Annotated in this window: 14 protein-coding genes and 1 pseudogene; 5 read left to right on the forward strand and 10 right to left on the reverse strand. The window is 34.8% G+C overall.

Translation table 11 applies throughout. From position 1 onward, the window contains the following. The 8 genes and pseudogenes from GJV03_RS12510 to GJV03_RS12545 form a co-directional block, all read right to left on the reverse strand. Positions 1 to 968: pseudogene (locus GJV03_RS12510) on the reverse strand (hypothetical protein); the annotation flags it as partial. A 47-nt stretch (positions 969 to 1,015) separates the two neighbouring features. Further along, on the reverse strand, positions 1,016 to 1,723 hold the full coding sequence (locus GJV03_RS12515; RefSeq protein WP_154130206.1) for an acylneuraminate cytidylyltransferase family protein: 708 nt from the start codon (positions 1,721 to 1,723) through the stop codon (positions 1,016 to 1,018). Then, positions 1,723 to 2,784, reverse strand: coding sequence for a nucleotidyltransferase family protein (locus GJV03_RS12520; protein ID WP_354666854.1), 1,062 nt, complete (start codon positions 2,782 to 2,784; stop codon positions 1,723 to 1,725). Before GJV03_RS12520 ends, GJV03_RS12515 begins: the two co-directional genes overlap by 1 nt. Continuing rightward, positions 2,777 to 3,424 carry a sugar O-acyltransferase gene (locus GJV03_RS12525; RefSeq protein ID WP_154130207.1) on the reverse strand — a complete coding sequence of 216 codons (648 nt, stop codon included), beginning with the start codon at positions 3,422 to 3,424 and terminating at the stop codon, positions 2,777 to 2,779. Before GJV03_RS12525 ends, GJV03_RS12520 begins: the two co-directional genes overlap by 8 nt. 1 nt (position 3,425) lies before the next feature. Further along, positions 3,426 to 4,520 carry an N-acetylneuraminate synthase gene (gene neuB, locus GJV03_RS12530; RefSeq protein ID WP_154130208.1) on the reverse strand — a complete coding sequence of 365 codons (1,095 nt, stop codon included), beginning with the start codon at positions 4,518 to 4,520 and terminating at the stop codon, positions 3,426 to 3,428. Beyond that, positions 4,510 to 5,646, reverse strand: coding sequence for a UDP-N-acetylglucosamine 2-epimerase (gene neuC, locus GJV03_RS12535; RefSeq protein ID WP_154130209.1), 1,137 nt, complete (start codon positions 5,644 to 5,646; stop codon positions 4,510 to 4,512). Before neuC ends, neuB begins: the two co-directional genes overlap by 11 nt. A gap of 1 nt (position 5,647) precedes the next feature. Continuing rightward, positions 5,648 to 6,799: a LegC family aminotransferase gene (locus tag GJV03_RS12540; protein ID WP_154130210.1), complete on the reverse strand. Its 1,152-nt coding sequence runs from the start codon at positions 6,797 to 6,799 to the stop codon at positions 5,648 to 5,650. Further along, the gene (locus GJV03_RS12545) at positions 6,799 to 7,995 is read right to left on the reverse strand and encodes a UDP-N-acetylglucosamine 4,6-dehydratase (RefSeq protein ID WP_154130211.1); all 1,197 of its coding nucleotides are present in this window, start codon (positions 7,993 to 7,995) and stop codon (positions 6,799 to 6,801) included. The genes GJV03_RS12540 and GJV03_RS12545 overlap by 1 nt, the downstream gene beginning before the upstream one ends. A 488-nt stretch (positions 7,996 to 8,483) precedes the next feature. Between GJV03_RS12545 and GJV03_RS12550 the strand changes: the two genes are divergently transcribed. From GJV03_RS12550 to GJV03_RS12570, 5 genes are all read left to right on the forward strand, one after another. After that, positions 8,484 to 9,587, forward strand: coding sequence for a polysaccharide biosynthesis/export family protein (locus GJV03_RS12550; RefSeq protein WP_354666855.1), 1,104 nt, complete (start codon positions 8,484 to 8,486; stop codon positions 9,585 to 9,587). Between the two features lies 1 nt (position 9,588). After that, complete coding sequence (locus tag GJV03_RS12555) at positions 9,589 to 10,017, forward strand: low molecular weight protein-tyrosine-phosphatase (protein WP_154130213.1); 429 nt, start codon at positions 9,589 to 9,591, stop codon at positions 10,015 to 10,017. Between the two features lie 21 nt (positions 10,018 to 10,038). After that, on the forward strand, positions 10,039 to 12,234 hold the full coding sequence (locus GJV03_RS12560; protein WP_154130214.1) for a polysaccharide biosynthesis tyrosine autokinase: 2,196 nt from the start codon (positions 10,039 to 10,041) through the stop codon (positions 12,232 to 12,234). Between the two features lie 191 nt (positions 12,235 to 12,425). Continuing rightward, positions 12,426 to 13,133 (forward strand): FKBP-type peptidyl-prolyl cis-trans isomerase, encoded by a 708-nt coding sequence (locus GJV03_RS12565; protein WP_151956697.1) that lies wholly within the window; start codon positions 12,426 to 12,428, stop codon positions 13,131 to 13,133. Between the two features lie 46 nt (positions 13,134 to 13,179). Then, complete coding sequence (locus GJV03_RS12570) at positions 13,180 to 13,869, forward strand: FKBP-type peptidyl-prolyl cis-trans isomerase (RefSeq protein WP_154130215.1); 690 nt, start codon at positions 13,180 to 13,182, stop codon at positions 13,867 to 13,869. 265 nt (positions 13,870 to 14,134) lie between these two features. Here GJV03_RS12570 and murJ read toward each other — a convergent pair whose 3' ends face one another. Beyond that, a complete protein-coding gene (gene murJ, locus GJV03_RS12575; protein ID WP_171066920.1) occupies positions 14,135 to 15,685 on the reverse strand; it encodes a murein biosynthesis integral membrane protein MurJ in 1,551 nt (516 codons plus the stop codon). 88 nt (positions 15,686 to 15,773) lie between these two features. Then, a complete protein-coding gene (ampD, locus tag GJV03_RS12580; protein WP_154130216.1) occupies positions 15,774 to 16,346 on the reverse strand; it encodes a 1,6-anhydro-N-acetylmuramyl-L-alanine amidase AmpD in 573 nt (190 codons plus the stop codon). Positions 16,347 to 16,474 lie beyond the last annotated feature (128 nt).

The raw sequence follows: 16,474 nt of genomic DNA on the forward strand, positions 1-16,474 counted from the left end.
AACAATCCCTCCCCAACATGAGGCGCATCAGAAAATGCATGAGACATCACCACTATATTCTTTTTTTGGAGATCAATGTTTTTATAGATTTCCTTTAAACCATCTATACTATATTTCTTTTTATTTAGAAAAGCATTTTTTACATCTATCTGATCTACTGTTCCATCCATTCTCGATTGAAAATATAGTTTAGCCAAATTCACATACTCCTCTGAGGCTAATTTTTTTTCAAACAATTCCATTGATGGTTTTAGAAAGTGCTCATTGATACTAATTTTATTATTATAACATTTATATGCATAAATATCTTTCAAAAATACGATACCATTATTCATTTCTTTTAGCTGACGTGGCAACATACCAAATTCCGCATAAACATTATGACTAGTTACCATATATTTTGGTTTATACTTATCAAGCATGGCTTTATTGTTATAAAATGTTAGAAATGCCCTAAATATTAAACGATAATGTGAGGATTTTATTTTTGATATAGTATATGTGTTTGGCTTAAATCGAATTAATGTATCATATATTAAGTCACCAATTAAAACACCCCTATGTTTTAATTGAACTAAATTTTCTCCATCTTTAGTATATAAAATAGTTTTCAAAGTGTAAAAAAATGCTGGAATAAAAACTATAGGATTTAAAAATCCTTTCCACCACATATAAAAATTATTAATATTGAAAGAACTATAAATTTCATATACATCATTACCTTTTGTATAAAAACCTCTAAGAAAAACTATAGGCTTTGCACCTGTTTTTTCTTGTATAGCTTTAGCTATCCTTGCTTTATCTATAATACTAGCAGGGCAAGTTACATGCCCTTCGACCACGCAATACCCATCTCCACTGTATTCTTCTTCCCAATTACGCTTATTTAATTCAATAAACTCTTTTTCAACTTCCTTTATTTTGTAAGGCTTAAAATAATTTAATATTTGATTCAACTTAGAAGACATATAACTACCATTAGAATTTAAAACCTTACACTTTAACCAAACCGAAACTAGATATTCATTCTATATTGCATAATCGTTTCAGCAATTAAAAAATCCATTGTTGTATCAATATCAATAGCTTCATAGGGTTGTATTTCAAAAGCAAATACATTCTTATCAAAGAAAATTTTGGATTTCTTCAATAAATCTTGCGCATTATAAATATACATAGACCCATTCAGTCTATAATAATTTGGTAAATCTTGACTGCGCTTTCCTTGTACTTCAGGGCGTAAAAAACCTTTCATTGATAAATTTTCAGGCAACGTGTTCGCCCACATTGGACTATGTTCACTGATTGATACGGAAACAACTCCACTGGCTTTTTTGTGTAAATAAAATTCTAATGCCTGATCAATATTATTCACAGTTCGCAGTGGCGATGTTGGTTGCAACAAGACTATTAGATGTTTATTACCATCGATTTCCAAAACTTCTATAGCATGTTTAATCACTTCAAAACTTGAAGCTGTATCATTAGATAAATATTCTGGGCGCAAAAATGGTGCGGAGGCTCCATATTTTTCAGCAATATCCTTAATTTCTATGTCATCAGTAGAAACAATTACCGAATCAATATATTTGGAAGACTTTGCGGCCTCTATCGTCCATGCAATTAGCGGTTTCCCACAAAATAGCTTTACATTTTTTCGAGGTAACCGCTTACTTCCTCCACGAGCAGGAATTAAAGCTGTTACATGATACTGTCCTAACATTAATATTTACCAAAGTCCAAATTTACAATATCACGTTGAGCGCGATTATAATCTTCAATATGCCCAATATCTAACCAATACTCATGTAGAGGATAACTTGAAACAATTTTGTTTTTCTCGATCTGTTGCTCTAAAATCGTAGGCATTCCAATGAATTCAGCCTTAACTTGAACTAAAAGCTCAGGAGAAACAACATAAATACCTGTATTTATATCAAAAAAGTAACTAGGTTTTTCTGTCATACTTTGAATGATATTCTGTTGTGAATTGACTACGCCATAAGGAATTTGATATTGAAACTCTCTTACGCACATTGTCGCTATCGCATTATTTTTGCCATGAAAGTCAAGTAGCTTCTCAAAATTCATATTGGTGAGGACATCACCATTGATTACGATAAATGGTAAATCAATTTCATTTTTAGGCAATAAACTTAAAGCTCCCCCTGTACCTAAAGGGTCTGTTTCATGGACATATTTTATTTGTACGCCAAACTTTTCACCATCGCAAAAATGCTCATGAATAACTTCTGGCAAATAATGTGTTGAAATAAAAAACTTATAAAAACCTTGCTCTTTAAAACTAGAGATTATTGTTTCTAATAAGGGTTTACCGCCAACGGGTAACATAGGCTTAGGACAATTGTCTGTTAAAGGCCGTAAACGAGTACCAAAACCGCCCGCCATGATAAAAACTGGGTTTTCTTTTCTTTTTGTTCTAATGAGATCATCTAAAGTGATGATATTAGTCAATACGCCATTCTTAATGACTGGTAATGCCAAATATCTTTTCTCACGCATTATTTCAAAGATTTGTCGATTTGTAAGCACACCTTCTTCTATAGAATAAGGCCTCGTATGCATTATCAATTCAATAGATGAATGTAGCCCTTGACCTTTAAGCAATCCGCGACGAATATCACCATCTGTCACACTACCTAATAAATGGTTATTCTCATCTACAACTAAAACAATCCTTAAAGCATACAAATCTAATAGCTCTAAAGCTTTTAAAATCGTATCTTTCTTACTAACAACTATATTCGCAATTGGATTATGCACGTTTCAACTCCTTAGCTGGAGCACCTACAACCACAATATTTTCAGCAACGGGTTTAACTACAACAGAACCAGCCCCAACTACCGACTTCGATCCAATAATCATTTTATTATCTTCATCTTTTCCTTGTAGAATAGTTGCACCTGTACCAACATAACTTCCAAAGCCCAAATGAACATTACCTGATATGTTGACTCCTGGCATCACTGATACAAAATCATCTAACCTACTATCATGACCAATTGTAGTATTGAGGTTAAGAACAATAAAGTTTCCTACTTCACATGCAGTCGTCACTCTAACACCAGCAGCAAATATTAGCCCTTTAGCACAAGCAAAAGTTTCAGCCATCTGATACCCCCAAGTAACACTGGAATGAATTAAATTTGGGTATGTTAAATCTGGATATTTTTTATATATTTTTTCACGTATTTCACCACTTCCTGCAGCAATTACGAATACAAAACCATTCTGTGCCAATTTACTAATATTACTTTCATGCTGAACTGGGAAACCCAATACGTCACCTGTAACATTTTCATCATGAGTTAAAAAAACGATTTCTTTGTAGTCTTGATCTAATGCAATATCCAAAACTTCTTTTGAAAATCCACTTGTTCCAAAAATTGCTAATTTATTCATATTAGTTCTCAATCAACTCATTCAATTTATAATTTCTAGTGGCAGTTTTCCCCATCAATTCCCATAATTGTTCTGGTAATAATTGAACTTTTCCAGCACGTTTTGCTACAACATTTGTTTCTGAAAACACTTCACCTTTTTTTATTTCTTTCCTTGCAACAAGTGATCTACGAACTAATGAGAAATTATCTTTTTCCTGTTCTTGCATAAATTTAATACCGTCACCCAATCCAAGTTTTATCTTGTGTAGTGCCGATACATATTGTTTAAAATCTTCAATCTCCATTGAAGCGGCATGATCAGGACCTTCCATGTTCTTATCTAAAGTAATGTGCTTTTCAAAAACCGTCGCACCTAAAGCAACAGCCGCTATTGCTGTGTATTCATTTAATGTATGATCTGAATAACCTACATTTAAACCAAAAGCATTATGTATAGTTGCAATTGAAAGTAAATTACTCGCTTCTAATGTCGCTGGATATTGAGTGACACAATGTAAAATTACAATTTTGTCTTTTAAAGCTTTTCTATTTGTTTGCTTAGAGTATGACAACCTAAGTTTTTCTACTGTTGGCAGCTCTTTATTTCCATATTCATTGACATATGTAAAAACAGATAATGCTTTCTCAATATCACCTAAGCTTGCTGTACCTGTTGAAAGTATGACAGGTTTACCTGTTAATGCCATTTTATATAAAAAAGGGAGATTTGAAATATCAGCAGATGATACCTTTAAGAAGGGGACGTCTAAATCTTTAGCAAGAAAATTCAAACTATCATTATCGAAAGGTGTTGAAATAAATGTTATGCCATTTTTCTCAGAAAAATCTCTTAATATTTTTGTATCATCAAAACTTAACTCTAATTTCTTAACCATTTCTAATTGGCTAGAATCTTGACCTGTATTAGTTTTTTGATATGCAGCCATATCAGCTTGATCTGATAAAACCTCTTCAGCTTTAAAGGTCTGGAATTTAACAGCATTAGCACCACACTCTTTAGCTTTTAAAATCAGCTCTTTTGCTAATTCTACTGACCCATTGTGATTTACTCCAATTTCTGCAATCACATAAACTTCACTTTCATTAAAGATCATAAAATGGCGCCTTTTTCCTAAAATCTGTGTTCTTAATTAAATCAATAATTTTCTTTGATGTATTTCCTAAACCCAAAGGAGGTACAATTTGGTTCAATTTATCTTTTGGAAATTCTATCGCGCTTTGCAGTGCTCGCTGAATTTCTTGTTCATTCAAAGCTACATCTAAAATTGAGTCACAACGTAAACGCCCTTTTTGACGATTACCAATATTAACAGTAGGTACTTGCAAAGCAGGGGCTTCGGATAAGCCACTAGATGAATTCCCTACCATCGCTAAAGAATAATTCAAAACACTCAAGTAATTTTGAATACCAAAGCTTTTAACAAGTAGAACGCGGTTTGGCATTTCTTCTTTTAATGCCAACATCGCTTTTACAATTTCTGTATTTCCATTATCAGCATTGGGATAACTAAATATAAAATTGATATCAGACCTTGCTTTCAAAGCCTTGAATAAAGGGCTTACATCTTCATCTTTTAGATTTGTTTCGGGATGATAAGTGATCAATAAATAAGGCTGTGAAAAATCAAACTCATATATTTCGCTCAATTCATTAACACTTCTAAATTGAGTTCGCTGTATATGATCTAAACCTACCGCACCTACATTAAACACTTTATCTGGATGTTCACCAAGTTGAATAATACGCTTTTGGTATGGTTCTGCGGCAGCAAAATGAATTGTTGCCATCTTAGTGATTGCATGACGGATAGATTCATCATACGCACCCTCTGTAATTTCACCACCATGTAAGTGAGCAACTGGAATTTGCATAATCAAAGCTGCTTGAGTCACTGCAAGTGCCTCAAAACGATCACCGAGCACAATCAACAAGTCTGGTTGCATACGCTTTAATGCATCTGCAAACCCAATCAGCCCAACCCCCATAGATTTAACAACAGCACTGGATGTATCTGAGGAAAGTAGCATTTCAACAGACTCAGTGATTTTAAAACCATCTTTGACAATAGCCTTCCATGTTTCACCATGTTCGGGAGAGTAATGCATAGCTGTAGCAAGTATTTGTAACTCTAAATCAGTGTCCTCTTGGATATCCTTCATCAACCAATACAGCAATCCATACTCAGCTCTAGTTCCTGTAAATACGGCTATTTTTTTCATTTTATTCATCCAAAGGCACAGAACTTGGTATATTGACTACACGCTCTTCAAGCCATTTAGAGTTTTTCAATTCATCTTGTAAAGCATTTTTATACATCGGTAATTTTGTCATCAAAGCCCAAATAGGACGAGTCATAACCTGACTATCATTACTCGCTTTCAATACATCATCACGCTGTTCTTTATCTGCACAAACAATCGCATTAAGCCAATAATTTGATTCTGCATATTCAGGCTCTTGAACAAATTGCACATCAGTATTTTCGAAATATGCTTGATATCGTTTAGCCAACTCTCTTTTTTTCAATAAAAAACTTTCCAAACTTTCCATTTGAGCTGTGCCCAATGCTGCATTTAAGTTTGGTAAGCGATAGTTAAAACCATTTTCATCATGATAAAACTCATACGGATGTGGTTTTTTCGCTGTTGTTGTAATGTATTTTGTTTTTACACCAAGTTCTTCATCTTGGCATAACACCATCCCGCCCCCTCCAGTCGTAATAATTTTATTACCATTAAAACTAAGTGCAGATATTAAACCAAATGTTCCTGTATGTTGCCCTTTATAATACGAACCGAGACTCTCTGCTGCATCTTCAACCAAAACGATATTCCATTTTTTAGCAACTTTTACTAAATCATCTAACTCGACAGGATGTCCAAAAGTATGCATAGGAACAACAGCAGAAATTCGTTTATTTGAACTTTTATGTATACAAACACCTTGATCATTTATGAAAGCATGTTCTTGTAAATATGTATCCATTGCTTTCGGAGAAAGCCCTAAAGTTTTCAAAGATACATCCAAAAACAAGGGCTCTGCGCCGATATATGACAAAGCATTACACGTTGCAACAAATGTAAGTGCTTGAGTAATCACGATATCATCATGCTTAACCCCAGCCATTAAAAGAGCAGTATGCAACGCTGCCGTTCCATTTACTATTGCAATTGCTTTTGTCGTACCTGTAAATTTTTGAATTTTTTCTTCAAAATCTGAAACAAAAGCACCTACACTAGACACAAATGTACTGTCGATAGTTTCATTTACATATTTTTTTTCATTACCTAAAAAACGGGGTTCATGTAGGGGGATAAACTTATCTGTACGATAAATATCTCGAACAAATTGGTTAAAATTAGCAATATCCATTACATTTTCCCATCCAGATACAGGCCTGTTTCTTTGTGTCCAAAATTTGGCATCATATAATTAAACAACTCAACAATCTCTTCTTTGTTCCATTGTCTCGCCTGAAGCATTGCACTAATTTTCTGTTCAAACACTTGTAATTTATCTAGTTCTACATTCAGCACATTTTTAATTACACCTAAGTTATTAAAACGTTGCATATCTAAAACTTCATTATCAGTGAAAAACTCTTCGAAATCTTTCTCACCTGTTGTATTACTTCCAGCAAATAAACATGGCCACTTACTTTGTTGTGGTAATATTTTAATTAATTCACGAGCTTCATCTTCTGATTCACATAGATATGGCTCATAACCCAAATTTTTTAGATACTTCACAGCAATATCAGCGAAAGTAATTAAATGTAAATGTTCGCTTAGCTTAGGAAAGAAAATATCTCTATTTTCACCTAGTAAACATGACATTAAGCATAATTCACCTGACTCTTTAGGTGTGACAAAATAGCGTCGAATGTCATTTGGTGCTGCTATAGGTTGATGCTTTTGTATTCGCTGATTAAAACCATGTAATAAAGAGCCGTCAGAAAAAGCAACATTTGCAAATCGAGCCGTAGAAATATCAATAAATTGGCTTTGTCGCATCAGGAACATTTCCATAATACGCTTTGAACCGCCCATCATATTCACAGGATTTGCAGCTTTATCTGTTGAAACACAGAAATATTTTTTTACACCCTTGTCAATTGATTGTTGAATCGTTTTTTCTGTATTTAAGATATTGACATGGATCATACGCATAAGCGTAAAAGGATCTTTTTCACTTCTTACATGTTTAAGTGCAGAAAGATTTAATACGTAGTCAAATTCACCGTCATTTTGGATAAATGCATCATATTCATCTGATCCGATATCCAAAGCAAAAGTTTGAAAATCCCCGTCTATATAGCCAAAAGAACTGCGGATATCTCGTACAACTTCTGTTAAGTTATTTTCTGAAATATCCACAACATGTAACTTTAAAGGATTACGTTTAAAAATTTCTTTTACTACTGCTTGACCAATTGAGCCAGCACCACCAAGTACTAAAAATTTAGAATATGAAACGATTTCTTTTAATTTTTCATCCCATATCTGAATATCATTAGTAAAGAGCTCCTGCTTTCGACCAATTAAACTCAACTGAAGATTTACTGACATTTTACCAATCCTAATTATAAAAACCGAATAGCAAGCTTATAGCTGTTTGACACAAATTATAAAACACACATTTTCATTAAAAAACAGTAATTTAAGATCATCAACTTAAATAAAAACCTTCACAATTATAGAGACAAGCTAAAATCTAATATAGGATTATTTGTATTAAATTTTAAATTTAACCGTGAACGGCTTTTTTATAATAATTGATTTTCGTTTAGCTTTTAAAGATTTTTAATTATAAGATATTGATTTAATTAACATTAAAAGCGATTAATATTTGTTTAAGATAGTGCCCTTATGTGTATTTTTATCAACATTTTACTTATTGTCATTACCTAAAAACTATTAAGTAGCTTTACATTGAAAAAAATAGATATACGAACTAATACATATTAATCATAGGCATTACCTAAATTATGGCTTACAATCTGTCCTTACGATTGAGTTTAAATTAATGACGTAATATATAACTAAGGGTTTTGAATGTGAAGTATCACCGCACCTCACTTTTTCTTGTTGTTTCATTTTTATTTACTGGCTGTGCAATAACATCTGGACTACAAACATACGATATTCCAAGTGAAGGGCTTTATCAAACTGATCAAGGAGTAAAACTCAATGTTGTACAACTAACACAAAATAACATTTCAAATATAATATTGCCTCAAAACAACAGTCAGAATGATCTTGTGTCTTTATTTAATCACAAGAATACAACTTATCGGTTAAGTCCTGGTGATATCCTATCAATACAATTATGGGCATACCCTGAAATAACGCCTCCTGTAACTCAAATGACCAATAATACATCTGTGTTAGCAAATGGTTTTCAGATTGATCAAAATGGTTATATACAAGCACCTTTAGTTGGTTCATACCGCGCTGCAGGAAAAAGTTTAACTGAAGTCAATAAACAGATGCGTGAGCTATTCGCTCGATATTTAAAAACACCGGATGTGATCGTACGTGTTATATCTTATGAAGGAAAAAGATATTTTGTTAATGGTCAAGTTGTGAAAAGTGGACAATACACTTTAAATGACCAACCAATCAGTATTTATACCGCTTTAGGTCAAGCTGGTGGGATTGACACCAAAACAGGTGATTCAACCAACATTCAACTCATTCGAAATGGACAAACTTATGATCTGAATACTGTCCAGTTAGAAAAACAGGGATTGTCTCTGCATCAATTATTGATCCAACCCAATGACACAATCTATGTAAATCCTAAACAAGATCAAAAGCTCTATGTGATGGGTGAGTCAAGTCGTAGTCAAGCACTCCCATTACGTGATCAAGGTATGACTTTAAGCGATGTCCTTGGTGAAAGTGAAGGTATTAACCCTTATTCAGCAAGTGCTGCACGTATTTATGTGATGCGTACCGATCTTAGCACTAAACAGTCTACTATTTATCACCTTAATTTGAGCAGCCTAGGGAATTTAGCATTAGCGAATCAATTTGCGATGCAAAAAAATGATATCGTCTATATTGATGCAACAGGTTTAACCCGCTGGCAACGTATTATGACTCAAGTTATTCCCTTCTCAAGCGCCTTATATAGCTTTGATCAATTGAGTAAATAAGATGCAGATTCAAAATATATTGGTGGTTTGTGTTGGCAATATTTGTCGTAGCCCGATGGCCGAATTTTTTTTAAAGCAAAGCCATCCTAATTTAAGTATAGAATCTGCGGGACTTTCTGCGATGATCGGTCATGCCGCAGATGATAAAGCCATTGCATGCATGGATGCTTTAAACATTGATATGCGCACTCATATTGCACGACAAATTAATGCAGAATTAATTAAAAAGGCGGATCTCATCCTTGTCATGAGTAAAAACCAATCACAACATATTGAACAAAAATGGCCCTTTGCCAAAGGTAAAGTATTTCGCTTGGGGCACTGGCAAGGTCAAAATGTGCCTGACCCATATCAACATGATCAAGATTTTTTTGATGAAACATGTAAAAATATCCAACTTTATGCCAATGACTGGCAATCACATTTATAAATTTTAATTAGTTGTTTACCTATGAACCAAAATTTACAAACTAATGATGATACGATTGACTTAAAAGAGTTATTTTTCTCTTTAATTGCTCAATGGAAAGTGATTGCGCTTTGTGTCATTTTAACTTTAACCTGTGCTCTACTCTATTTACGTGTAACATCACCCGTCTATTCTACTGATGCATTGGTTCAGGTTGAAGATGGTAAAAGTGCGGCTTCAGCTGCTCTCATGGGTGAACTAAAAGATGTTGCTGGTGGGCTTGGTCAAAAATCACCAGCTGATGCTGAAATTGAAATTTTAAATTCGCGGCTGGTGCTTGGTAAAGTGATTCAGAATTTAAATTTAAATATTCAAATTCAAGACAACGCCGATAGTTTGTTTCATAAATTAGTGTCTAGAGAAAAATCTCAACTCAGTTATAGTGCTAAAGCAGTCAATTTTCAAAAAAATCAATCTAACTTTTCTATATTAAAATTAGATATCCCTGAGTACTATTATGATAAAAAACTCAAATTACAATTTATAGATAAAAAGCAATTCAGCTTAACCTATAAAGATCGCGTTGTATTTAAAGGTGCGCTCAACCAGCTCAACCAGTCTCAAGACAATAAAGGACTGTGGGCCATTCAAATTAATAGCCTAAATCCATTTCAGCAAGATTTTTCAATTATTAAACTTTCCCTTCCTTCAGCCGTTAAACTTATACAAACAAATTATTCGGTTGCTGAAAAAGGCAAAATGACAGGGGTCATTGGCCTCAATTATAGTGGAAATGATCAACAGCATATTACTCAAGTTCTTAATAATATTTTAAGCGTTTATCATGAACAAAATATTGAGCGTAAAACATTAGAGTCTAAGCAAACATTAAGCTTTCTCGATCAACAACTGCCAGAACTTAAACAGCAACTTGAAGAATCCGAGATTAAGTTTAATAAATTTCGTGAACAATATAATACTGTGGATGTCACTCAAGAATCAGAGTTGATGTTAAAACAGAATATTGAATTAGAAAAAATGCGGATCGAGTTAAAGCAAAAACAAGCTGAATATTCTGCAAAATATACATCTGATCACCCATTGATGGCGGAAATCAATGCACAGCTTGCTGCAATTGATAAAAAATCAACCGAGTTGAACCAAGCGATTAAACGTTTACCTGAAACTCAACGTCTATATTTACAACTCTATCGTGATGTTAAAGTCAATACCGAGCTTTACACAGCCCTGCTAAACAGTTACCAGCAATTAAAAATTGTCAAAGCAGGTGAAATTGGCAATGTCCGTATCATTGATACAGCAGTAGAACCCGTTAACCCAATTAAACCAAGAAAATTGATTGTATTACTTCTCTCAATTTTTGTCGGTGGATTTATTGGTGTTCTCATCGCATTACTACGTCATATGCTTTCATCAGGGATTAAAGATTCTAGCCGTATTGAAAATGAACTTGATTTACCGGTCTATGCCACTGTGCCTCGCTCTCCGATTCAAGAAAGCCGTGTACAATTGCTGAGAAAGAAGAAGTCGATTCCTATTCTCGCTGCTAAAAATAGCGAGGATATCGCGATTGAAAGCTTACGTAGTATTCGTACCACGATTCACTTTGCGTTAAACACAGCTAAAAATAATATTATTGCGGTTTCAGGACCAGCTCCAGAAATTGGTAAATCATTTATTTCGACCAACCTCGCCGCAATTTTTGCACAAGGGAATAAGAAAGTTTTATTGATTGATGCCGATATACGCCGAGGCTATTTACATAAATATTTTAGTCATGACACCTCTCCTGGTTTGACTGAATATTTGACAGGTCAAAATAACCTCGAACAATGTATTGTTCATTCAGACACTGTAAATCACTTAGATTTTCTGCCACGTGGGAAAAACCATAGCCACTCTTCTGAAATGCTCAGTTCAGATCGTTTCCGTGAGTTACTAGAACAGCTTTCTCAACAATATGACCACATCATTATTGATACACCACCTATCTTAGCGGTTACAGATGGCATCATTATTTCTCAATTTGCGGGTATAAACCTTGTTGTTGCACGTTATGCAAAAACACAAATGAAAGAACTAGAATTAGCCATCAATCGCTTTGAACAAGCGGGAACAAAAGTAAATGGTATTATTCTAAATGATGTTCAAGCAACTGTAGGCGGTAATTATGGCTATAATTATGCTTATGCTTACGGCTCATCCAAAAATGATTAATATCAAATAATGAAGAAAAAGCCAGATTCAATCTGGCTTTTTTTGTGCCAATTTTTTGATCAATATAACTGTATATTTTTAGTTGTCATCATCAGATAACTATATCGTTTACGATGAAGAAGTTATATGCTTGAGCAGATTATGCTAATGATCAAATTAGCCTCTTAAAAGATTAAAATTTGGAAATTTTTATGAGTAAAGCCTTACCCATCGCAATTGCTGTAATCTTAGGTGGTGCTGCACTTGTACCTGTTTATTATGCATCTCAACATCCTGCTGATGTAAACAGTCATTCAATGTCAAAAAATGCTAAACCTGTAGAAAAAATTAGTTATGCACTTGGTTATGAAGTTGCGAGCCAAACTCCACCTGAAGTCGATGTGAATACATTTATCAGCGGTATTCGCGACGGCCACGCTAAAAAACAACGTGCCTATACAGATGAAGAATTACAAGCTGCGTATGTTGACTTCCAAAAAGAAATGCAACAAAAGCAATTACAACAAACCCAAGAAACAGCTTCATCAAATGACTCATTCTTAGCTGCAAATGCGAAAAAAGAAGGTGTTAAAACAACGGCTTCAGGATTGCAATATAAAATCACTAAAGAAGGTACGGGCAAACAACCTGCTGCTACCTCTATGGTCACTGTACATTACAAAGGTCAGTTGTTAGATGGTAAAGTATTCGATAGCTCATATGATCGTGGTCAACCCGTTGAGTTCCCTTTAAACCAAGTAATTCCAGGTTGGACTGAAGGTTTACAACTCATGAAGGAAGGCGGTAAAGCAACCTTATATATCCCTGCAAAATTGGCTTATGGTGAACAAGGTGTTCCTGGCACGATTCCTCCAAACAGCACTTTAATTTTTGATGTTGAACTTGTTAAAGTTAAATAACATTTAAGAGAAGGAGAGATTTACTCTCCTTTTTTGGATTTTAATTATGAAAAAAACACTTATTGTGCTTAGTCTTAGTATGCTGAGTAGTGCAGCTTTCTCAGCACCGATTAACAATAAAAGCTCCCAACAAGATCAACTGGGTTATAGCTATGGTTATGTGATGGGACGTACCAATGCCGATACCTTAAAACAAATTAATTTAAATGCCTTTATTCAAGGGATCAAAGAAGGCTCTACAGGTCAGAAAGCAAGCTTAACTGATGAAGAAATGGCAAAAGCACTTGCACAATATAAACAGCAAACTGAAGCAAAACAAATGCTAGAGTTTAAACAAGCTGCAGATGTAAATGCCAAACACGGTGAAGCTTTTCTTGTAGAAAATGCGAAAAAAACAGGTGTAATTACTCGCCCAAGTGGTTTGCAGTATAGTGTTTTACAACAAGGTACTGGAAAATCACCCTCTGCAAAATCTAAAGTTTCTGTAAACTATGAAGGTCGTTTATTGGATGGTACTGTATTTGACAGTTCTTTTGCACGGAATGAAGCGGTAGAATTTCAAGTTAGCCAAGTGATTCAAGGTTGGACTGAAGGTTTGCAACTGATGAAAGAGGGCGCGAAATATCGTTTCTTTATTCCAGCGAAACTTGCCTATGGTGAGATTGGTGCGGGTGATGCGATTGGCCCAAACAGCACATTAATTTTTGATGTAGAACTTCTAAAAGTTTTACCTTAGTTTCAATGCGAAATAGTTTTAAAAATAAAAAGCATCGCTCAATTGCGATGTTTTTTATACTCTAATAAGAAATCTTATCGCATTTCATAGAAGTAAATTCATACATCTATAAAGCTTACAGTACTGTATTTTATATTTAGAATTTAAATTCTATCCCACACGCTATGATGACATCCTTGTCACCATGCACTAGATACAGCATATATGATTGAATGATGCTCAAAGTAAAAGCTATCTCATTTATATTCTGTTGATTGGCCTTAATTTAGTGCTTTAAATGTCTTGGTCTAAAACCTGCTGCAAGTAGAGCAATGCCATAAGCCACAATACCTACTAAACATAACCCGACAACTTCAAGAATTCGAAGCCATTGAGAAGCTGTACCATCATACCAATTTAAAGCAAACCATAGCGCGCCAATCATTACGATATTGGCAATGGCAAATTGAACGAATAATTTTTTCCAATGCGCACCAAAACGGAAAATATTTTTCTTATGTAAATAAAAATATAACATCCCTGCATTGACCAAGGCTGAACCTGAAGAAGCAATGGCTAAGGCCATATGCTCGGCTTGCCAATCAATCAATTTAAAAATACCAATAAAGATAATGTTTAAAATCGCATTGGCTGCAACCGCCATTAAGCCGACACGTACAGGTGTTTTGGTGTCCTGAATGGCATAAAAACCTGGTGCAAAAACTTTAATCAACATAAATGCCAGTACACCGCCACTCATACATTGCAGTGCCATAGCGGTCATTTGCGTATCACGTGCATCAAAAGCACCATGCTGGAAAAGCGCTTGAATGATCGGCGTAGATAACATGAACAAAGCGATACTGGCTGGCACACCCACCAAGACAATCACGCGTGCAGCCCAATCCAACATTCTACGAAACTTGGCCTGATCTTGTTCTGCTTTACTCACAGAAAGAGACGGAAGAATCACGGTACCAATCGCAACACCAATCAATCCAAGTGGTAACTCGGTCATCCGTTCGGCACTATATAACCATGACACCGAACCATCTTGCATGAATGACGCCCAAATTGTATTTAGTAATAAGTTAATCTGAGTGACTGATACACCAAATAAAGCGGGCAACATCAGTTTTAAAATTCGATCTACACCCTCATGTTTAAAATCAACTTTAGGTGGAATCAGTAATTTTTTATTCCATAATTCAGGTATTTGAATCGCAAGTTGTAAAACCCCTGCTGCAACCACAGCCCATCCTAAAGCCATGATCGGTTGAGCCATATGCGGGGCTAACCACCAAGCACCAGCAATCATTGCCACGTTGAGTAATACAGGTGAAAACGCTGGAGAGGCAAAAGATCCATAACTATTCAAAATACTGCTGGCAAATGCAGTCAATGACATAAACATCAGATATGGAATCGTTAAACGAAACATATCTACAGCCAGATCAAATTTTGCGGGATCATTATGAAAACCGGGTGCATAGACATATAAGATCACAGGCGCAATGATCATACTGATCAAAGTTAACAGTGACATCACCATTAACAAACAGCCAAACACACGACTAATGAGAATCTGTACTTCTGCATGTAGTTTTGTAGTTTTATATTCGGTGAGTACTGGAATAAAGGCTTGCGAAAAAGCCCCTTCTGCAAATAAACGCCTGAAAAAATTAGGAATACGAAAAGCAACCACAAAGGTGTCAAAATCCTTACCTGCCCCAAACACATTGAGCAAAACCATATCTCTGACTAAGCCCAAGACTCGTGACAACATGGTCATTGCACTGACAATAAAGGTGGATCGCCACAGCGCCATCGTATTCACCTAGTTAAAATAAAGTCGCTATTGTAATTAAATATTCTTAAAATTGCGTTGTTAAATCATAAACAGACGCTTATTTACTTCACTTGTTCTATCTTAATTTTTTCTGATTCAAACTTTCTCTAAACTGCTGCCATTGAAAATGTGGTCCAGGATCAGTTTTTCGTCCTGATGCAATATCAGAATGTCCTGTTAAATGATAATTGGTTTTTGGATAAGCGCGTTGCAAAGCGGCAACCACATCAACCAGTTGTTGATATTGGATCGCTTCAAAATCGCGATCATCACTTCCTTCAAGCTCAATACCAATTGAATAGTCATTACACTCAACCTTACCCAGATAAGCTGAACGTCCGGCATGCCAAGCCCGATCATTAAAATTAACAAACTGGATAATTTCACCAGTTCTTAAAATCAATAAATGTGCAGAAACCTGCATACCCTCGATGGTTTGAAAATAAGGATGGACTGACCAATCCAGTTGATTTTGAAAAAACTGTTCAATATAGCCTCCACCGAACTGTGAAGGTGGCAAACTAATATTGTGAATCACAATCAGCTGAATCTCTGTATTTTCAGGACGTTGATTATAGTTGGGTGATGGGACTTGTCTTGCGCCAATCAATTGACCATTCACGACCTGAAACTGTGGTGCAGATTGCATATCTTATTCCTACAGAATTTTTCTATTTTCAATAAAGCTGATTTTCAATATTTTAGTGTACTCTTATCTGTATAAAATAAAAACTTCTTCAAACTTGCAATGACAGTGCTAATATATCGCTCAGTTTT

It is taken from the genome of Acinetobacter sp. RIT698 (genome assembly GCF_009668065.1).
In the GTDB taxonomy this organism is placed as follows: Bacteria; Pseudomonadota; Gammaproteobacteria; order Pseudomonadales; family Moraxellaceae; genus Acinetobacter; species Acinetobacter guillouiae.

Coding starts and splice junctions, on each gene's coding strand:
- GJV03_RS12515 (WP_154130206.1), bottom strand. CDS start 1,723: ATGTTAGGACAGTATCATGTAACAGCTTTAATTCCTGCTCGTGGAGGA.
- GJV03_RS12525 (WP_154130207.1), bottom strand. CDS start 3,424: ATGAATAAATTAGCAATTTTTGGAACAAGTGGATTTTCAAAAGAAGTT.
- neuB (WP_154130208.1), bottom strand. CDS start 4,520: ATGATCTTTAATGAAAGTGAAGTTTATGTGATTGCAGAAATTGGAGTA.
- neuC (WP_154130209.1), bottom strand. CDS start 5,646: ATGAAAAAAATAGCCGTATTTACAGGAACTAGAGCTGAGTATGGATTG.
- GJV03_RS12540 (WP_154130210.1), bottom strand. CDS start 6,799: ATGGATATTGCTAATTTTAACCAATTTGTTCGAGATATTTATCGTACA.
- GJV03_RS12545 (WP_154130211.1), bottom strand. CDS start 7,995: ATGTCAGTAAATCTTCAGTTGAGTTTAATTGGTCGAAAGCAGGAGCTC.
- GJV03_RS12555 (WP_154130213.1), top strand. CDS start 9,589: ATGCAGATTCAAAATATATTGGTGGTTTGTGTTGGCAATATTTGTCGT.
- GJV03_RS12560 (WP_154130214.1), top strand. CDS start 10,039: ATGAACCAAAATTTACAAACTAATGATGATACGATTGACTTAAAAGAG.
- GJV03_RS12565 (WP_151956697.1), top strand. CDS start 12,426: ATGAGTAAAGCCTTACCCATCGCAATTGCTGTAATCTTAGGTGGTGCT.
- GJV03_RS12570 (WP_154130215.1), top strand. CDS start 13,180: ATGAAAAAAACACTTATTGTGCTTAGTCTTAGTATGCTGAGTAGTGCA.
- ampD (WP_154130216.1), bottom strand. CDS start 16,346: ATGCAATCTGCACCACAGTTTCAGGTCGTGAATGGTCAATTGATTGGC.